We start from the raw sequence: 17,600 nt of genomic DNA, 5'->3' as shown, positions 1-17,600 counted from the left end.
GCGATCCGGCCCCGGCATTCCGGCTTCCGGCGCGCCCGGCCCGGGACGCCCCGCCACCCCTCTTGTTCCACGACTGCCGAAAGGTCCTCAGCCACCCATGTCCGAGCTGGTGTTCTTCTCCGGAACCATGGACTGCGGCAAATCCACCCTCGCCCTCCAGATCGAGCACAACAGGTCCGCCCGCGGCCTCCAGGGCATGATCTTCACCCGGAACGACCGGGCCGGCCAGGGCAAGCTGTCCTCCCGGCTGGGGCTGGTCACCGATGCCGTCGAGGCGCCCGACGCCTTCGACTTCTACGCCTATCTGGTCGACCGGCTCTCCTCCGGGCTGCGCTGCGACTATGTGATCGCCGATGAGGCGCAGTTCTTCACCCCCGCCCAGATCGACCAGCTGGCCCGGGTCGTGGACGATCTGGAGCTGGACGTCTTCGCCTTCGGCATCACCACCGACTTCCGCTCCAAGCTCTTCCCCGGCTCGCAGCGCCTGGTGGAGCTGGCCGACCGGGTCGAGGTGCTCCAGGTCGAGGCGCTCTGCTGGTGCGGTGCCCGGGCCACCCACAACGCGCGCACCGTGGGCGGCCGGATGGTGGTCGAGGGCGCCCAGGTGGTGGTGGGCGACGTCAACGGCTACGACGAGGACGTCGTCGGCTACGAGGTGCTGTGCCGCCGCCACCACCGGCGCCGGATGACCGCCGCGAGCGCCCGGGCCGCCGTGCTCTCCCCCGATGTGCTGCCGGTGGACCAGCCCGCGGCCGGGGGCTGATCCGGGACGGGTGTCCGGTACGCGCCGGTACGGGCTCCGGGACGGGAGCCGGAACCGGCGCCCGTACCGGCGGTGCGCCGGGCCGCCGGACCCGCCGCTCCCGGGCAGCACCGGGAACGGCGGGACGGTGCTTCAGCGGCAGGAACGGACCCGGCGCGTCGGCGGGAGAATCGGATCCGGCGCGCCCGGCTTCGGCAGGAACGGGCCCGGTGCGTCAGCGGGAGAAACAGGCCGGGCGGGTCAGCGGGGGGAGCGGACCACGATGAACTCCGCGCCCTCCGGGTCGGCCACCGTCGCGGCGCGCCCCCGCTCGCCGTCGGCCGGCGGGGCCAGCACCCGGCCGCCCAGCCGCGCCACCCGCTCGGCGGCCGCGTCGGTGTCGTCCACCTCGAACCAGCTCACCCAGTGCGCCCCGCGGTCCCGCGGCAGCGCCCGGCCGACGCCGCGCACCGCGGCCACCGGCCGGCCCGCCGCGAGCAGCGTCGTCCGGTCGGCGTCCGGATCCGGATCGCGCTCCTCCTCGTAACCGAAGACCGTGCGGTAGAACTTGACGACCGCCGAGGTCTCGGCCGTCACCAGCTCGTGCCAGACCGGCGTGCCGTGTCTGCCGTGGGCCGCGGTGCCGCGGTGGGCCGCGGCCTGCCACAGCCCGAACACCGCGCCCGAGGTGTCCGTGACGATCGCCAGCCGTCCGGCGTCCTCGGCGTCCAGCGGGCCGACGCCCACCGTGCCGCCGCAGCAGCGCAGTTGTTCCGCCGTCCGGTTCACGTCCGGGGTCGCCAGATACGGCGTCCAGGCGACGGACAGCCTGTCATCGGCGGGCAGCCGCCCGACACCCGCCACCTCCTCGCCGTCGAGCAGCGCGCGGACATAGGGGCCGAGCTGCTGCGGGCCGGGGTGGAACTCCCAGCCGAACAGCCCGCCGTAGAAGTGCATCGTCGCATCGGGGTCGTGCACCATCAGGCTCACCCAGCAGGGTGTGCCGGGGGCATGCCGAGTTGCCTCGGTCATCGTCACTCTCTCCTCGGACCATCGTGGTGTCCGTGCGGGGGACGGGGCCTTGTGGATCAGGCCCGTGGGCGTGCGCGGTCTGCGTGGTGTGGGTTCTCCGGTGTGGGTTCTCCGGCCGCACGCCCGGTGCGCATGCTTCCACTCCCCGGCGGTGACGACGCCCCGGCCGCGCCGCTTTTGGCGGGTTCCTGCCGGAGGTTGCCCACTTTGGTGAGTTTTGGGGCTTGCGGTGTGTGCGGTCTTCTGCCTCGGGCCGGTGGCGGGGGACCGCCGGGGGCCGGGTGGGCCAGGATGGCCGTATGACTGAGACACCGACCCCCGTACGGACGCCGAGTCCGATCATCTCCGCCGATGAGTTCGCCGAGGCGCTCGCCGGACCCCGGCCGCCGGTCGTCCTGGACGTCCGCTACAAGCTGGGCGGCCCGCACGGCCGGCCCGCCTACGACGCCGGGCACATTCCCGGCGCGGTCTTCGTCGACCTGGACGCCGAGCTGGCCGGGGCGCCCGGGGAGCGCGGGCGCCATCCGCTGCCCGACCCGGCGGAGTTCGGCGCGGTGATGCGCCGGGCCGGGGTCTCGGCCGGGACACCGGTGGTCGCCTACGACGGCGACCTGGGGTGGGGCGCGGCCCGCGCCTGGTGGCTGCTGAGGTGGACCGGGCACCGGGACGTACGGGTGCTGGACGGCGGGCTCGCCGCCTGGCGCGGACCGCTCGAAAAGGAGACACCCGGGCCGGCGGAAGGCGATTTCGAGCCCCGGCCGGGCGGACTGCCGCTGCTGACCGCGGACACCGCGGCGGAACTGGCGCGTTCGGGGCTGCTGCTGGACGCCCGGGCGGGTGAGCGGTACCGGGGCGAGGTCGAGCCGATCGACCCGGTCGCCGGGCATATCCCCGGCGCGGTCTCCGCGCCGACCAGCGAGAACGTCGACGGTGACGGCCGTTTTCTGGCGTCCGCCGCGCTGACGGCCCGGTTCGCCGCGCTCGGCGCCGCGGAGCCGGGTGCCCGGGTCGGTGTCTACTGCGGCTCCGGGGTGTCCGGCGCGCAGCAGGCGCTGGCGCTGGAACTGGCGGGATTCGTTCCGGCGCTCTACGCGGGCTCCTGGTCGGAGTGGTCCCGCGACCCCGCGCGGCCGGTGGCGACCGGCGCCGGACGGGGCTGAGCGGGCCGGGTACCGGACCGGGGCCCGGCGGGGAGTGCCGTACGGGGCTGTGAGATCGTCGGCGCACGGATCCGGCCGGGCGGCGCGGATCATGGCCGGATCACGCCGCCCGTTCCGCCCCTGCTGTCCCTGTCATCCGTGTCGTCTCCGGCGTTGGTGACGTCCGCGGCCGGATGCCGGGCCGGTGGTCCGTTCCGGCCGCCCGGGCCGGATCCCGTACACCGTCGTACCGCGCCGTACCCCTCGTACGGCACCAGGGAAAGGAGCCGCCCCCATGGACCACAGCTTCGCCGTGCATATTCCGGATGCCGAACTCGAACCCGATCCGCCGGATCCGGCGCAGATCGTCTCCGGCGCCCCCGAGATCAGCGGGAAGCTGCTGTGGGAGTCGCCGGACGGCCGGCAGCTCCGCGGCATCTGGCAGATCACCCCGGGTGTGGTGACGGACGTCGAGGAGGACGAGATGTTCGTGGTGGTCAGCGGGCGGGCCACGGTCGAGGTCGAGGGCGGCCCGACCCTGCGGATCGGGCCGGGTGACCTCGGGGTGCTGCGGCGCGGCGACCGGACGACCTGGACCGTGCACGAGACGCTCCGCAAGGCGTACGCGATCACCCTGCCCGGCGACGCGTAGGCTCGGCGCGGTCACGGGCGCCCGTGACCGCGCCCTTCGGGGCCGCCCCGGGCCGGGCCGGACGGGACGTGTCGGACGAGATGTGTCGGACACGGCCTACGGGGTGCGGGGGCGGAAGGGGACCGAGGGGTAGCCCGTGTCGAAGTGCATATAGTCGGCGACGCTGATGTTCTGCCAGATCCACCCCTCGGCCGTGAACGCCCGCCACACCGGCCCGCCTTCGAGGATCTTGCCCTTGCCGGGGGTGCGGGCGCTGAACTCCGGGCCCGGGAACCATGCCTTCTTCCGCAGGTCCTGCCAGGGGTTCTCGCGCGGGTTGATGTCGATCGCCCGGCCGTTGGCGTGCGGTGACTCCATGAACGGGGCGTTGATCTGGTCGGGCCGGCGGCAGTTGAACGCCGAGGTGTTGTCCGCCTTCAGACTGGCGTCCAGGTCCCCGCCGTACGACTCCACCGATTCCATCCGGCGGATCGGGAAGCGCTGGTCGAACAGCCGGGTGAAGATCCGGACGACGCTCTCCGCCGTGTCCGCGTTGACGATCAGCTCGCCGCGGCGCACCTTCCCCGTGAAGTCCCAGTGGTTCATCTCCACCCGCCGCAGCTTCTCCCGGCCGGCCGGGCAGCCCTTGCGCCACATGCCCACGTCGACCATGCGGTTCCACTGCCGGTCCGAGAGCGGGGTGACGACGGCGTCGACGGCCGGGGGCGGCGGCGCGGGCGGGGGAGTGGCGGAGGGCGGCGCGGATGCGACGGCCGGGCTGCCGGTGCCACCGGTGCCGTCGCGGTCGTCCGCCGATGCCGAACAGGCCGTCGCCACCAGGGCGGTGGCGGTGAGGAGTGCGGCGGTCCGGGCCCGGCGGCCGCGGGTGGTCCGGAGGGGGCGGCGGGGTGCAACGGCGCCTGGGGCGTGGGGCATTCGCATGGAGCTAAATTACTACGTCGTGTAGAAGATTAGTGGATCGGGGGTACGGGAACGGGGGTGTGCGACGGCGGCCGGGCCGGCCGGGCAGACTGGACGGGGAAAGGACCGGCCGGCGGAGCCGTCCGGCGGGAGCGGAGAGGGAGCGGGGCGATGGGTGCGCTGGGCGAGCTGGAGGCCGAGATCATGGGCCTAGTGTGGCGGAACGGCGAGCCGCTCAGTGTGCGGTCCCTGACGGACGCGCTCAACGAACGGCGCCCGCTGGCGTACACCACGGTCATGACCGTCACCGAGCGGCTGCGGGCCAAGGGATGGCTCACCCGGGAGAAGGACGGCCGGTCCTACCGCTACAGCGCGGTGCGTTCGGCCGAGGACTACACGGCGGAGCTGATGGAGCGCGCGCTGGACACCTCGGCGGACCGGACGGGCGCGCTGCTGCGGTTCGCCGGCCGGCTGGACGCGGGGGAGGCCGCGGCGCTGCGGGAGGCGCTGAAGCGGGCGGGCGGCGGCGGGAGTTAGGGAAGGGCGGTAGGCAGGGGCGGGGCACCGGGCGTCGTACGGCTGAGCCGGTACGGGTCGGCCGGTGCCGGTGCCGGTGCCGGTGCCGGTGCCGGTGGTGGTCGCGGGCGCCGATGCGAACGGCCGCCCCCGTCGCCGTTTGCGGGCGGGCGGGAGCGGCCGGTCGGCTGAGCTCGGGTGCGGGGGTCAGTCGCAGGTGACCTCGTCGCGCGGGGTGTAGCGGGTCTTGAACGGCTCGCGCTTCACTTCCTGGCCGTTGTCCATGAAGATCCGCTGGACCGTGACGTCGAAGCCCTCCAGCGGCGTCTGCGGCTGGCAGTCCTTCTCCGCGCCCGGCCGGGTGCCCGGCTCCTTCACATTGGTGCGGGGGCCCTTCTCGGCCTTGATCTCGTCGTACTTCTTGGTCCCGACGAAGGTGACGGTCACCGAGGTGTCGTTCGCGCTGGTCAGGATCTGGATGGCCTTGCCGGAGTCGTTCCGGAAGCGGAGGTCCAGGCTGCCCCAGGCGACGGTCGCCTCGCGGCCCTCGGGATACCGCTCGATGTAGAAGGAGTGGGCGCCGTACTCGACGGGCTTGACCCCGGCGAAGAACATGGCGTTGAAGACGGCAGTGGCCACGGTGGAGACACCGCCGCCCGCCGCCTTGGTGTACTTGTCGTTGAGGATGATGATGCCCTCGGTGAACCCGTTCTCCTTGGTCCGCTCACCGACGGTGTCGTTGAAGCTCCAGGTCTCGCCGGGCATCACCGTCGAGCCGTTGATCAGCTGGGCGGCCCGGCCGATGTTGGTGGTGCGGTAGGCGGCCTTCTCGAAGGTGGCGGTGAAGGACGACACCTTCTCCGTGAGGCCCAGCTGGGCGGCGCTGGCGCGGGTCAGCTCGGGCTGCGCGGTGACGGTGGCGACGGGGCCGGTACGGGCGGCCGTGCCTTCCTTGGTCAGCAGGGGCATGACGGCGTCCGTCAGGGCCTTCGCGGTGATCTCCTGGCCGGGGGTGCCGTCCGACACCACCTCCACCTTCGCGCCGTTCAGCCGGAGTACGGCGTCCTTGGGCTCCTCGGTGGCGGCCGCGATGCTGGGCCCGAGTACCCGGTCCTTCAGCATCTTCGCGCCGTCCAGCTTCGGGACCAGCTTGCCCTTGGCGTCGGGGGCGATGGTCAGATGGCGGCCGATGGCGCCGGTGGTGACCGTGAACTGCTTGCCGCCGGTGGTCAGGGTCACCACGTCGGACATCGCGGGCTCGGCGATCTCGCGCATCGCGCGGTCGATCTCCTCGGCGCTCGTCTTCGGCTCGGTCTTCTTCACCGGGAGGTCCGCCGGGGCGCCCGCCGAAGCCTCGGCGAAGGCGGTGCGCAGGGTCCCGACCGCGTCGTCCACGTTCAGTGCCTGGCCGGTGACCGGGCGCACTTCCTTCGCCCGGCCCTGGGAGAAGGTGATCGAGCCGTCGCGGACGGTGCGGTCGTGCTTCTTGGCCAGGGCGGTGAGCGCGGTGCGGGCCTTGTCCTCGTCGGCGGTGACGACGGGCTCCACGGGGCCGCCGTCGGAGGAGAAGAGATTGCCGATGACCGTGAACGGGTCCTTGTCGGAGCGGGTCGCCTGGGCGGCGGTCTCCGCGGTGTCGAAGGAGAGCCCGGCCGCGGCGGGGTCGACCGTGTCCTTCTTGTCGCCGACGGTCACGGCGAGCGGGGTGCCGGCCGCGGCGGCCAGGTCCTTCTCCAGCTTGGCCCGGGCCTCCGACTCGCTGAGCCCGCCGATGTCCACACCCCGGACCGTGGTCCCCGAGGGAACCTCGTCCCCGGTGAGCACCAGTCCCGCGACGTACAGGGCGCCTGCTCCGAGCACGGCGGCCCCGCCAACGGCGGCAGCGGGATGTATTCGGCGGCGCAAAGGGGACCCCCCGGAGTGACGGAAAGCAACTGGCCGGGCACGCACGGCCCGGCCAGGGTGACGACTGTTAAGGACGTTACCGATGCCTGGGTAAGCGAACGGTAAATAATCCTACCTTTCCGGTTTCGCTCCCCCGTCGGCGGGGTCGGCTTCCCGGGCCTGCCCGGGGTGTCAGGCGGAGGGGCCGCCGGGAGCCGGGCCCGCCGGTGGGGCGGCTCGCGGGGCGGGCTCCGGAGCGGCCTGCGGGCCGGGGGTCCGCCGGCCCGTCGCCGAGGGTCCGGACAGGGGCAGCTCGTACGTGGTGAGCAGCCGTCCGTCGGGCGTGCCCGAGGTGCCCCGGGGGAGCCAGCCCCGCCGCTCGTAGTAGGGCCCGGCGCCGCCCGCCCCGGCCAGGGTGACCAGTTCGGCGCGGGTGCATCCCGCGGCGGCCGCTTCGGCGGTGAACCGGTCGATCAGCGCACCGCCGAGGCCGCGCGAGCGGGCGCCCTCGGCGACGGCCACATAGGCGAGCACGGCGGTGGGGGCGGGGGCCGGGCTCGCCGGACCGGAGGGTGTTCCGGGGGGCGTTCCGGCGGGCCTTCCGGCCGGGGCGGCGGTGTCCGATCCCGCGGGGGCTTCCCCGGGCGGTGGTCCCGGCGGCCCTCCGGCCGTTTCCGAGGGTCCGGCTCCCGCGGGCGCGGCCCCCGCGGGGGCCGCCGGGGCCAGCAGGGCCCGGGCGTAGCGGGCCGTCCGGGTCCGCAGGAAGTGGCCCGCCGCCTGGGGGCGCGCGGCGAGGGCGAGTGCGCCGCGGGCCGCGAGCCCGCGGCGGTGGAAGCGGAGCACATGCGCCCGGTGGGCGGCCGGGTCGAGCACGCCCAGGAGATAACCGGCGGGCGGCCGGACGGTGTCCGGGGCGCCGGGCGCGGGGTCCGCCGGTGCCGTGACCGCATAGGCGCGGGCATGCGGACTGTCCAGATAGGTACGGAGGTAGGCGGTGACGAATCCGGGGCCGAGCCGGGCGAAGAAGCCGTCCGGGAAGTGCCGCAGATGGTCCTCGGTGACGAACGGCAGCTCGTCGGGGGTCAGTTCCCGGACGGTGGCGGGGAGTTCCGGTACGGGAGCGGTCTCCGGGGCTGCTGTCGGTATGCGCGCCGGTCCCGCGTCCGGCGCAGGGGCCGGGTCCGGGTCCGAGACCGGGTCCGGGGCCGGGTCCGGGTCCGGGGCCGGGTCCGGCCGGGGAACGCTCCTTCGTGCGGCGGGAATCGGCGGACGGCCCCCCGGGGAGCCGTCGTGGGCAGGGCTGGGGTGCGCGGCTGCGCGCTGGTCGGCATCCACGGACGTAAACTACTACACTGTGTAGAAGCTTAGTGGATTTCGGGTGGGGGGAAGGGGTGCCGAGGGCATGGGGCGACACCGGGAACGGGCCTCGTTGCGCGCGCCGCTGCTGGTGTGTCAGGCCGGCCCCGGGCCCGGCTGCCGCATTCCCCGACGCGCCCGGTGGGGCCCGAGGGGGACTGGTGCTGCCGGCGAATGCCATGCGCAACCGGGCCTGCCGCGGGGCACGGCGCGGTCACCGCCGTACGCCCGGAAACGCCTCCGGCCCGGCCGCCGACCCCTCTTCCACGGGTCCGGACAAACCTTCGGACAATGGGCCCGACGAGCGGACAACCCAGGTGGCGGCGCCGGACAATCCCTGTCAGGAGCGTTGCGGGGTGCTGTCCCGGGCTGTCCCGCGCGGCTCCCGGACGGCCCCGGGGGCAGCGGGAGCACTTTCCGTGTACTCCCCGCTCCGACCGGGCTGTTGTAGTGTCCCACCCAACTTTCACCGGAACACCGGTCGGTTCTCCCCGGTCCGTACCACCGGGCTCGCCCCGGGGCGGGAGGCCCGTCCGAAGGCCCCCGGGCGGCGGGTGCCACCGATACCGGGCGGCGGCCTGCCGGGGGCCGCGGCCGGACGGCCGCGGGTGACCTCCGGCGGCCTCCCGACCACTCCCGACCACTCACGACCGTTTTCGACGACTCCCCGGCGGTCCGCCCGGCGGGATCCGCCGTGCAGCCGCACGCTCCAGCTCCATGCTCCGGGCGCTGTTTTTCCGCGCTGTCTCCAAGCCCCGGCCTCAAGCGCTTTCCTCAAGCGCCGGCTTCACGCTCCGGAGCTTCGCTCTCCATGTTTCACGCGCCATGCTCCACGCTTCACGCTTCACGGGATGTGACGACCAGCGTCCCGCCGCAGCCGCGGCCGGGGCGCGCCGGGCGACCGCTCCGCAGGACCCTCACCGGCCGGGTGGGCCGGGGCGCGCGAGGGTGCCCGCCGAGTACACCCCGGGGGACTCTAGGGGGAATTGAACGTGACCGACGTCGATCCGGCCCGTGCCGGTACCAGCGAAGAGTATGTGATGCTGCTGCGGCAGCGCAGGGAGGTCGCCGGGCTCTCCTACCGCCAGCTCGAACGCAGTGCCCGGCGGGACGGCGGTTCGCTGCCGCCCAGCACCGTGGCCACCATGCTCCGGCGGTCCACCCTTCCCGGACCGGACCTGATCGCCGCCTATGTCCGGGCGTGCGGCGGGAGTCCGGCCGAGGTGGCGGAGTGGCTCACGGCCCGGGCCCGGCTCGCGGCCGCCGCCGTCGTCCCGCCCGGTGCCGCGCCGGACCGGGCCCGGATACCGTTCGCACCGCTCCCCGCCCGGCCCGGCGGCCCGGTACCGGGCCCGGAGCCCGCCCCGGCCACCCGTCCCGCGGCGGTGCCGGGCGGGACCGGCCGTGCCTGCGGCCCGCCGCGCCAACTGCCGCCCTCCGTCGCGGTCCTGGCGGGATCCCGGCGGGCCTGCGCCGAACTGGACGCGGTGGCCGGCCGTGGTGGCTCCGGGCTGGCCGTCGTCACCGGACCGCCGGGTTCCGGCAAGTCCGCCGTGGCCGTCCACTGGGCGCACCGCGCCGCGGACCGCTTCCCCGACGGACAGCTGTACGTGGATCTGCGCGGCCACCGGGCCGGCGGCCGTCCGCTGGGCACCGCCGAGGCCCTGGCCTATCTGCTGGCGGGCCTCGGCGTATCCGCGGACGCCGTACCCGCCGACACCGTGCAGGCAGCGGCGGCCTTCCGGTCCCTGGTGGCCGACCGCAGGGTGCTCGTCCTGCTCGACGGGGCGGTCTGTGCCGAGCAGATACGGCTGCTGAGACCCGGCGGACCCGGCACCTGCACGGTCGTCACCAGCCGCGACAGCCTGGTCGGGCTCGCCGTCCACGACGCCGGAAGGACCGTCCGGATCGGCCCTCTCGACGAGGGCGATTCGCTCCGGCTTCTCGCCCGGGCCGCCGGTGAGCAGGTCGTCGCCGCCGAACCCGAGCCGGCGCGCGCCCTCGCCGCCCTGTGCGAGGGGCTGCCGCTGGCCCTGCGGATCGCCGCCGCCGCCCTCGGCACCGGCGCACGGTTCCCGGTTGCCGCGCTCGTCTGCCGGATGCGCTCGGAGGGCAGGCTCGGCGCGCTGGAGCTGTCCTCGGACGGCAGCGCCGGTCTGGAGGCCGTCTTCGCCAGCTCCTACCGGGCCCTCGACGCCCCGCAGCAGCGGATGTTCCGGCTGCTCGGCGCGCTGACGGCCCCGGCGGACGGGGCCCGGGGCCGCACCGCCGTGACCGTCGCCGCGGCGGCGGCCGCGGCCGGACTGCCGGTGGACCGGGCCCGTGCCGTGCTCCGCGGCCTGGCCGATGTGCATCTGCTGCTGCTCCTGCCGTTCGACCGCTACACGGTGCCCGGTCTGCTGGGCGACTACGCGCTGCGGCTGGCCCAGGAGGATCCCGCGACCGCGACCGCGGCTGCGACCGTGCCGTCGGTGGAGGCGGGGGTGGGGGCGGCCGGGGTGGCCGGACCGGAGCCCGGCCTCGAACCCTCCCCGGAACACGGCCTCGCACAAGGGGCCGTACCGGCGGCACCGGCTGTGGCCCCGCGGGCCGTGATCCCGGGGCGCCGGCCCACGAGGGTGTGACGGCCGGGCCGCTCCGGACCTCGGACACGGGTCCGGGACCCCCTTCCCCGGGTCCCGGACCCCTGGCGGACCGCGACTCCCGGCCCGTGGCGGAGTGCCGACCCCGTGCGGCGGATTGCCGGCGCCCGGGCCCTCGGCGGCGTACGGCCGCGGCCCGTGGCGGCGGGGCCCGCGGCGGTGTACGGCACCGGGCTGCGGCGGGCCGTGATCCCCGGGGCGCCGGACCGTGGAGTGTTCGGATCTGTGCGGAACAGTGCGCAACCCGCCCGCCCCGCACCGGCAGCCGCTGTTCTGGTGGCCCCACCCCTGTCCGTCGCCGGACGCATCGAGAGGGGAACACCATGCGCCTGCCACGCCGGAAGCCCCCGGGGCGAAGGCTCCGTACCGGAAGAACCCGTGCCGGAGGAACGCGTGCCGGAGGAACGAGTACCGGAAGCCGTACTGAAGGGGCCCGCACGGGAAGGCCCCATACCGGCCGAACCGGCTCCGGACCGCTCCGGATCCGGCTACCCCGCCTGCGGATACCAGGGATCCGGGGACGGGCTGCCCGGGAGGCCCGCGGCCGCCCCCGTACCCCCCGGAGCAGCGGCCCCTTCGTCCACGGCCGGATCCATCCCCTGGCCCGGCTGATCAGCTCCTTCCCCACCCGCTTCGGAACCGCCCTGGGCCTTCTGCTCGCCCTGCTGGCCTCCGTCCTCACCACCCCGGCGATGGCCGCCGAGGCGCCCGACGGCGACCGGCGGAAACCGGCCTGGACGGCCAAGAACCGTCCGGAGGCGTCCGTCAGGGGCACCGAGCTGCCCGCCCGCCCCCGCCCCGCGGATCCGGCGGAACGCCGCACGGTGAAGAAGCTCCCGCGCCCGGTCCCGCCGCGCGCCGCGGGCGCCGAGATCACCCTGACCCCGGGTGCCCGGACCGCGACCGCGGTGCCCGGCACCCCGCTGACCGTCCGGGCGGCGGGTGCCCGCGGCCCGCGGAAGCTCCGGGTCGACGTCCTCGAACCCGCGGTCGCCGACCGTGCCGGAGTCGACGGGCTGCTGTTCCGCGTCGTACACACCGACGGTCTGCCCGCCGCCGTGCCCGTCACCGTCGGCGTCGACTACTCCGGCTTCCGGGCCGCCTACGGCGGCGACTACGCCGCCCGGCTGCACCTGGTGCGGCTGCCGGCCTGTGCCGCCACCACCCCGAAACTCCCGGCCTGCGGCCGCGGCACCCCGCTGACCACCCGTAACGACATCGCGGGCAGCACCATCAGCGGCGCGGTCACCGCCACGGCCGCCACCCGGGGCGCGGCCCCCGACGCCGCCCGCCGCACGGGCACCCCCGCTCCCGCCGCCGCCCTCTACGCGGTGACCTCCGGCCCCAACGGCGCCGCGGGCAGCTTCAAGCCCAGCTCCCTCGCGCCGTCCGCGCTCTGGCAGGTCGGCCTCCAGTCCGGGGAGTTCACCTGGTCGTATCCGCTGACGCTGCCGTCGGTGCCCGGTATCGAACCGGACCTCGCGCTGAGCTACGCCTCCGGCTCCGTCGACGGCCGGACCGCCTCCACCAACAACCAGCCGTCCTGGGCCGGCGAGGGCTTCGACCTCCAGCCCGGTTTCATCGAACGGCAGTACACCGGATGCGCCGGTGACACGGCGGGCGGCAACAACACCACCGCCACCGGCGACCTCTGCTACGCCTCCCGGAACGCGACCGTCGCCCTGCCCGGTGTCGCGGGCGAACTCGTCTGGGACGCCGCCAAGCAGATCTGGCGCGCCGAGGAGGACGACGGCTGGCGCGTGGAGCAGTTGTTCGGCGCCGCCAACGGCGACAACGACGGCGAGTACTGGCGGATGACGTCCCCCGACGGCACCCAGTACTACTTCGGCCGCACCACCGCCGCGAAGTCGGCCTGGACAGTGCCCGTCTACGGCAACCACAGCGGCGAGCCCTGCCACGCGGCGAGCTATGCCACCTCCTGGTGCCAGCAGGCGTACCGCTGGATGCTCGACCATGTCGTCAACCGCGACGGCGACATCATGACGTACACCTACGACACCGAGACCAACCACTACGGCCGGGCCGGCGACCCGGCCGCCGCCACGCCCTATGTCCGGGCCGGCCACCTGACCCGTATCGACTACGGGCTCCGCCAGGGGCAGACCGAGCCCGACGCCCGGGTGCTGTTCGGCACCGCCGACCGCTGTCTGCCGGGCTCCGCCTGCCGCCGGACCGTCCCGAGCGAATGGCCGGACGTGCCGTGGGACCAGCAGTGCGACGGCGGCAACTGCGCCGGGCGGACCAGCCCCGTCTTCTTCGGCAGCAAACGGCTGGACAAGGTCACCGCCCAGATCCGGCACGGCGGCGCCTTCCAGGACGTCACCTCGTGGCAGCTCCGGCACACCTACCCGGCCACCGGGGACGGCACCTCGCCCGCGCTCTGGCTGGCGTCCGTGACGCGGACCGGGCACGCGGGGAGCCCGCTGAGCGAACCGCCGGTCGACTTCGACGGGGAACGGCTGCCGAACCGGCTGAGCACCGGTGGTGGATTGCAGCCCCTCAACAAGTGGCGCGTCAGGGGGATCAACAACGAGACCGGGGGCCGGACCGAGGTCTCGTACACGGCGGCCGCGTGCAACAAGGACGCGCCGCCGCCCGCCGACCGGAACGGCCTCAACTGCTTCCCGGGCCGCTGGGTTCCCGCGGGCGGGACCCTGACCCAGCTCGACTGGTTCCACAAGTACCTGGCCACGGAGGTCCGTGAGATCGACCGGGTCGGGGGCTCGCCCGACGAGGTGACGTCGTACGAGTACGTCGGCGACGCCGCCTGGCGGCACGACGAGGCCGAGCTGGTGCCCGAGGAGCTGAAGACCTGGGGCCAGTGGCGCGGCTACCAGGCCGTGAAGGTCCGGACCGGGGCAGTCGGTGGCGTCCGTACGCTGACCGAGCACCGGTTCTACCGGGGCATGCACGGCGACAAGAACGCCGACGGCACCACGAAGAACGTCGTCATCGCCGGTAAGCAGGACAAGCCGACGCTCCGCGGCTTCGCCCACGAGGAGATCACCTACAACGGCGACGGCGGCCCCGAGATCGAACGCACCATCAGCGAACCGGTCGAGATCGGCCCCACCGCCGAACGCTCCCGTCCCACCGGGACCCTGAGCGCCTACACCACCGAGGTGAAGCAGACCTACACCCGCACGGCCCTGGCGGGCGGGGGCAACCGGGAGACCCGGGAGACGCACGAGTACGACCAGTACGGCGTCAACCACCGCACACACGACCAGGGCGACCTGGCCGACCCGGACGACGACACCTGTACCGCCGTCAGCCACACCCCCAACCTGACCGACTGGATCGTCGGTGCCCCGTACCGGGTCGAGACCATCGGCCGGCCCTGCGGCACCGCCGCGCAGAACGCCGGTGACGTGATCTCCGACGTCCGCACCTACTACGACGGCTCCACCACCCTCGCCACCGCCCCGTCCAGGGCCCGGCCCACCAAGGTCGAAGAGCTGTCCGAGTGGTCCGCGGGCGGCGGCACCTACACCACGGTCTCCCGTCACGGGTACGACGCGCACGGGCGGGAGACGGAGGAGTGGGACGCGCTGGGGAACCGGGACGAGACGGTGTACACACCGGCGACGGGCGGGCCGGTGACGGAGGTCCGGGCGGTGAACGCGCTGGGGCACATCAGCACCGACACGCTGCATCCGCTCCTGGGCGTACCGACGGCGACCACCGGGCCCGACGGTCTGCGGACCAGCTTCGACCACGATGCCCTCGGCAGGTTCACCCGGGGATGGGCAGCGGGGCGGCCCGTTACCCAGAGCCCGGACGCCGAGATCTCGTACCTGGTCCGCGCGGACGGACCCACCGCCGTGACCAGCCGGACCCTGCTCGCCGGCGGCCAGTACCGCGCTTCGTACACCCTCTACGACGGCTTCCTCCGGAAACGCCAGACCCAGGAGCCCTCTCCCATCGGCGGCCGGATCGTCGGCGACACCCTCTACGACGGACACGGCCGGGTCGCCAAGGTCAGCGAGCTGTACCACAACGCGGGCGCACCGGGGACGACCGTCCTTGCGACCCTCGACCCCGACGTCCCCGCCCAGAAGGAATACGTCTTCGACGGCGCCGGGCGGGAAACCGCCGAGATCGACCGGGCGTACGGCGCGGAGAGATGGCGCACGACGACCACCTACGGCGGAAACTGGACCCGCGAGGACCCGCCCCAGGGCGGTACATCCGCCACGACGTACACGGACGCCCACGACCGCCGCACCGAGCTGCGGCAGCACAAGAACGCCACCGAGTACGACACGACCCGTTACACGTACACCAAGTCGGGCAGCCTCGCCACGGTAACCGACCCCGCGGGCAACGTCTGGCGCCACTTCTACGACGTCCGCGGCCGGGAGACCCGTACCGAGGATCCCGACAAGGGCACGCTCGTCACTGCCTATGACGACGAGGACCGGCCGCTGTCCGTCACCGACGCACGGGGCAGGACCGTCAGGAGCGTCTATGACGCCCTGGGCCGCAGGACCGCCACGCACGAGAACTCCACCAGCGGGCCCAAGCTGACCGAGACCGTCTACGACACCCTCGCCAAGGGAAAACAGAGTGCTTCCATCCGGTACGCGGGCGGTCAGGCGTACCGCAGCGATGTCATCGGCTACGACGGACGGGGCCGGTCCACCGGAACCGCCGTCACGATTCCCGCGTCCGAAGGGGCGCTGGCAGGCCGCTACGAGTCGCTCTTCACCTACAACGACGTCTCGCAGCACACCGCCACTACCTTGCCCGGAGCAGGCGGCCTGCCCGCCGAGACCCTGGTCCAGGGCTTCGACGAACTGGGCCTGGCCGCCACGCTCACCGGTCTGGACCCGTACGTCAACATGACCGGCTACGACCCCCTCGGCGGTGTCGAGGAGTACATCCTCGGCTCGCTGGGCCGTCAGCTCCGGCAGTCCTTCGTCTACGAGAGCGGCACCCGGCGGCTCACGGTCGCCCGCACCGAACAGGAGGGACTGCCCGCCCCGACCGTGGAACGCACCTTCACCTACAACCCGGCGGGCAACATCACCAAACTGACGACCGCGGCCCTCGGCCGGGACACCGACACCCAGTGCTACGGCACCGACTACCTCCAGCGGCTCACCGAGGCATGGACCCCGGCCGGCGACTGCACCGCGCCGCCGACCACGGCCGGGCTCGCCGGACCGGCGCCTTACTGGCACAGCTATACGTTCGACGCCACCGGCAACCGGCTCGGCGAGACCTGGCGCAGCCCGGCCGGGAACACCACCCGCACCTACAGCTACCCCGCGCCCGGATCTGCGCGCCCGCACGCCCTGCAGTCGGTCACCCACACCGGCCCGGGCGGCACCCGCACCGACAGCTACGCCTACGACGCCGACGGAAACACCACCGCCCGCAACGTCAACGGCACCAGCCAGACCCTGGCCTGGAACGCCGAAGGGCTGCTGGAGTCGGTCGGCGCGAACGGGCAGGCGACCGAATTCCTCTACAGCGCGGAAGGCGAACGCCTGCTGCGCCGTGAACCGGGCGCCACGACGCTCTCCATGGGCGCCACCGAACTGAAGCTGAACACCGCGACCCAGACGGTCACCGGCACCCGCTCCTACACGATGCACGGTGCCACCGTCGCCGTCCGTACCCCGTCGGGTCTGACCTGGCTCAGCGCGGACCATCACGGCACCGGGGAGACCGCCGTCGACGACACCACCCAGCAGGCCTCCCACAGGCTGCACCTGCCCTACGGCGGACCGCGTGGCACACAGCCGGGCAGCTGGCCGACGGAACGGGGCTTCGTCGGCGGTACCAGCGACGCCTCGACCGGACTGACGCATCTGGGCGCCCGGGACTACGACCCGCTGACCGGCAGGTTCGTCTCGGTGGATCCGATCATCGACCACAACGACCCACAGCAGATGAACGGATACGCCTACGCCAACAACAACCCGGTCAGCTTCACCGACCCGGACGGTCTCAAGGCCAAGAAGAAGACGAAGAAGCCCCCGGCGAAGCATGCGAAGAAGCCCGGGGCGAAGAAACCACAGGCCAAGCAGCACACGACAAAGCCCGTCACCGGCGAGTGCCACTCCCGGGAGCAGTGCCGGTACAAGGAGAACTCCCGGGCCGGCAACCCGAAGCCGAAAACCAAGGCCGCCTCCTGCCCGACCGGCCGCTCGTGCAAAACCGGCGGCCCCGGGACGAAACGGCCCGTCAAAGCCGGCACCTGCAGCAGCAATGTGGCGTGCCCGAACGGTGTCGCACCTGCGGGGAACTCCCGTGCGGGGTCCAAGAAGAAGGGCGAACAAGGCGGCACCAGGAAGCCGGGGGACCCGGGCAAGTACTTCGACAAGGCCGCGAAGATCATGGAAGCCGCCACTTCGGTTCCCGATGCTCAGTACCACCACTACAAGAAGAACCCGCCGACAAATAAATACGACAAGCTGGGGTTCGATCATCTGAAGAAGTTCAAGCTGGTCAACCATCTGCTGCCCAAGACGCTGGGAGTGGCCGGTGGCGTCGTCGCCTACGCCGGTCACAAGGCGAACGGGGACAGTACGGGCGAGGCCGCCACCAAGGCCCTCGTTTCCACCGGTGCGGGTATCGGGTTCATCGCCGGGGGCTGCGCGGTCGCCCTGGTGTTCGGCTGTGCCGCCGGCCTCGTATTCGCGATCGGCGCCAGTTTCGCCACCGACTGGGCCATCGAACGCAACTGGCCGAAGTAACCACCCCGG

Annotated in this window: 10 protein-coding genes; 6 read left to right on the top strand and 4 right to left on the bottom strand. The window is 73.6% G+C overall.

Going from position 1 to position 17,600, the window contains the following annotated elements; genetic code table 11:
* Window positions 1–97: 97 nt before the first annotated feature.
* Window positions 98–763, top strand: a complete 666-nt coding sequence (locus tag ACWDR0_RS05630; RefSeq protein WP_456350343.1) for a thymidine kinase — start codon at window positions 98–100, stop codon at window positions 761–763.
* 240 nt (window positions 764–1,003) lie between these two features.
* On the opposite strand, the gene ACWDR0_RS05625 is transcribed toward ACWDR0_RS05630, so the two are convergent.
* The gene (locus ACWDR0_RS05625) at window positions 1,004–1,774 is read right to left on the bottom strand and encodes a VOC family protein (RefSeq protein ID WP_456350342.1); all 771 of its coding nucleotides are present in this window, start codon (window positions 1,772–1,774) and stop codon (window positions 1,004–1,006) included.
* 299 nt (window positions 1,775–2,073) lie between these two features.
* Between ACWDR0_RS05625 and ACWDR0_RS05620 the strand changes: the two genes are divergently transcribed.
* Together ACWDR0_RS05620 and ACWDR0_RS05615 are read left to right on the top strand one after the other, a co-directional pair.
* Window positions 2,074–2,934 carry a sulfurtransferase gene (locus tag ACWDR0_RS05620; RefSeq protein ID WP_456350341.1) on the top strand — a complete coding sequence of 287 codons (861 nt, stop codon included), beginning with the start codon at window positions 2,074–2,076 and terminating at the stop codon, window positions 2,932–2,934.
* Window positions 2,935–3,208: 274 nt separating this feature from the next.
* Complete coding sequence (locus ACWDR0_RS05615; protein WP_456350340.1) at window positions 3,209–3,565, top strand: cupin domain-containing protein; 357 nt, start codon at window positions 3,209–3,211, stop codon at window positions 3,563–3,565.
* A 96-nt stretch (window positions 3,566–3,661) separates the two neighbouring features.
* Here the strand turns inward: ACWDR0_RS05615 and ACWDR0_RS05610 are convergent, their stop codons facing one another.
* Window positions 3,662–4,486 (bottom strand): M15 family metallopeptidase, encoded by an 825-nt coding sequence (locus ACWDR0_RS05610; RefSeq protein ID WP_456350339.1) that lies wholly within the window; start codon window positions 4,484–4,486, stop codon window positions 3,662–3,664.
* 150 nt (window positions 4,487–4,636) lie between these two features.
* Between ACWDR0_RS05610 and ACWDR0_RS05605 the strand changes: the two genes are divergently transcribed.
* Window positions 4,637–5,002, top strand: coding sequence for a BlaI/MecI/CopY family transcriptional regulator (locus ACWDR0_RS05605; RefSeq protein ID WP_456350338.1), 366 nt, complete (start codon window positions 4,637–4,639; stop codon window positions 5,000–5,002).
* A 186-nt stretch (window positions 5,003–5,188) separates the two neighbouring features.
* Here ACWDR0_RS05605 and ACWDR0_RS05600 read toward each other — a convergent pair whose 3' ends face one another.
* On the bottom strand, window positions 5,189–6,841 hold the full coding sequence (locus ACWDR0_RS05600; RefSeq protein WP_456350337.1) for a VanW family protein: 1,653 nt from the start codon (window positions 6,839–6,841) through the stop codon (window positions 5,189–5,191).
* 216 nt (window positions 6,842–7,057) lie between these two features.
* The gene (locus ACWDR0_RS05595) at window positions 7,058–8,200 is read right to left on the bottom strand and encodes a GNAT family N-acetyltransferase (protein WP_456350336.1); all 1,143 of its coding nucleotides are present in this window, start codon (window positions 8,198–8,200) and stop codon (window positions 7,058–7,060) included.
* Window positions 8,201–9,213: 1,013 nt separating this feature from the next.
* Between ACWDR0_RS05595 and ACWDR0_RS05590 the strand changes: the two genes are divergently transcribed.
* Together ACWDR0_RS05590 and ACWDR0_RS05585 are read left to right on the top strand one after the other, a co-directional pair.
* Entirely contained in the window at window positions 9,214–10,845 is a 1,632-nt protein-coding gene (locus ACWDR0_RS05590; protein ID WP_456350335.1) for an NB-ARC domain-containing protein, read from the top strand.
* A gap of 710 nt (window positions 10,846–11,555) precedes the next feature.
* Entirely contained in the window at window positions 11,556–17,591 is a 6,036-nt protein-coding gene (locus tag ACWDR0_RS05585; protein ID WP_456350334.1) for an RHS repeat-associated core domain-containing protein, read from the top strand.
* Window positions 17,592–17,600: the final 9 nt, after the last annotated feature.

This window comes from Streptomyces sp. NPDC003691, from assembly GCF_053981115.1.
The sequence above is the reverse complement of the archived record's forward strand: the minus strand, read 5'-3'. Positions and strand labels throughout refer to the sequence as shown.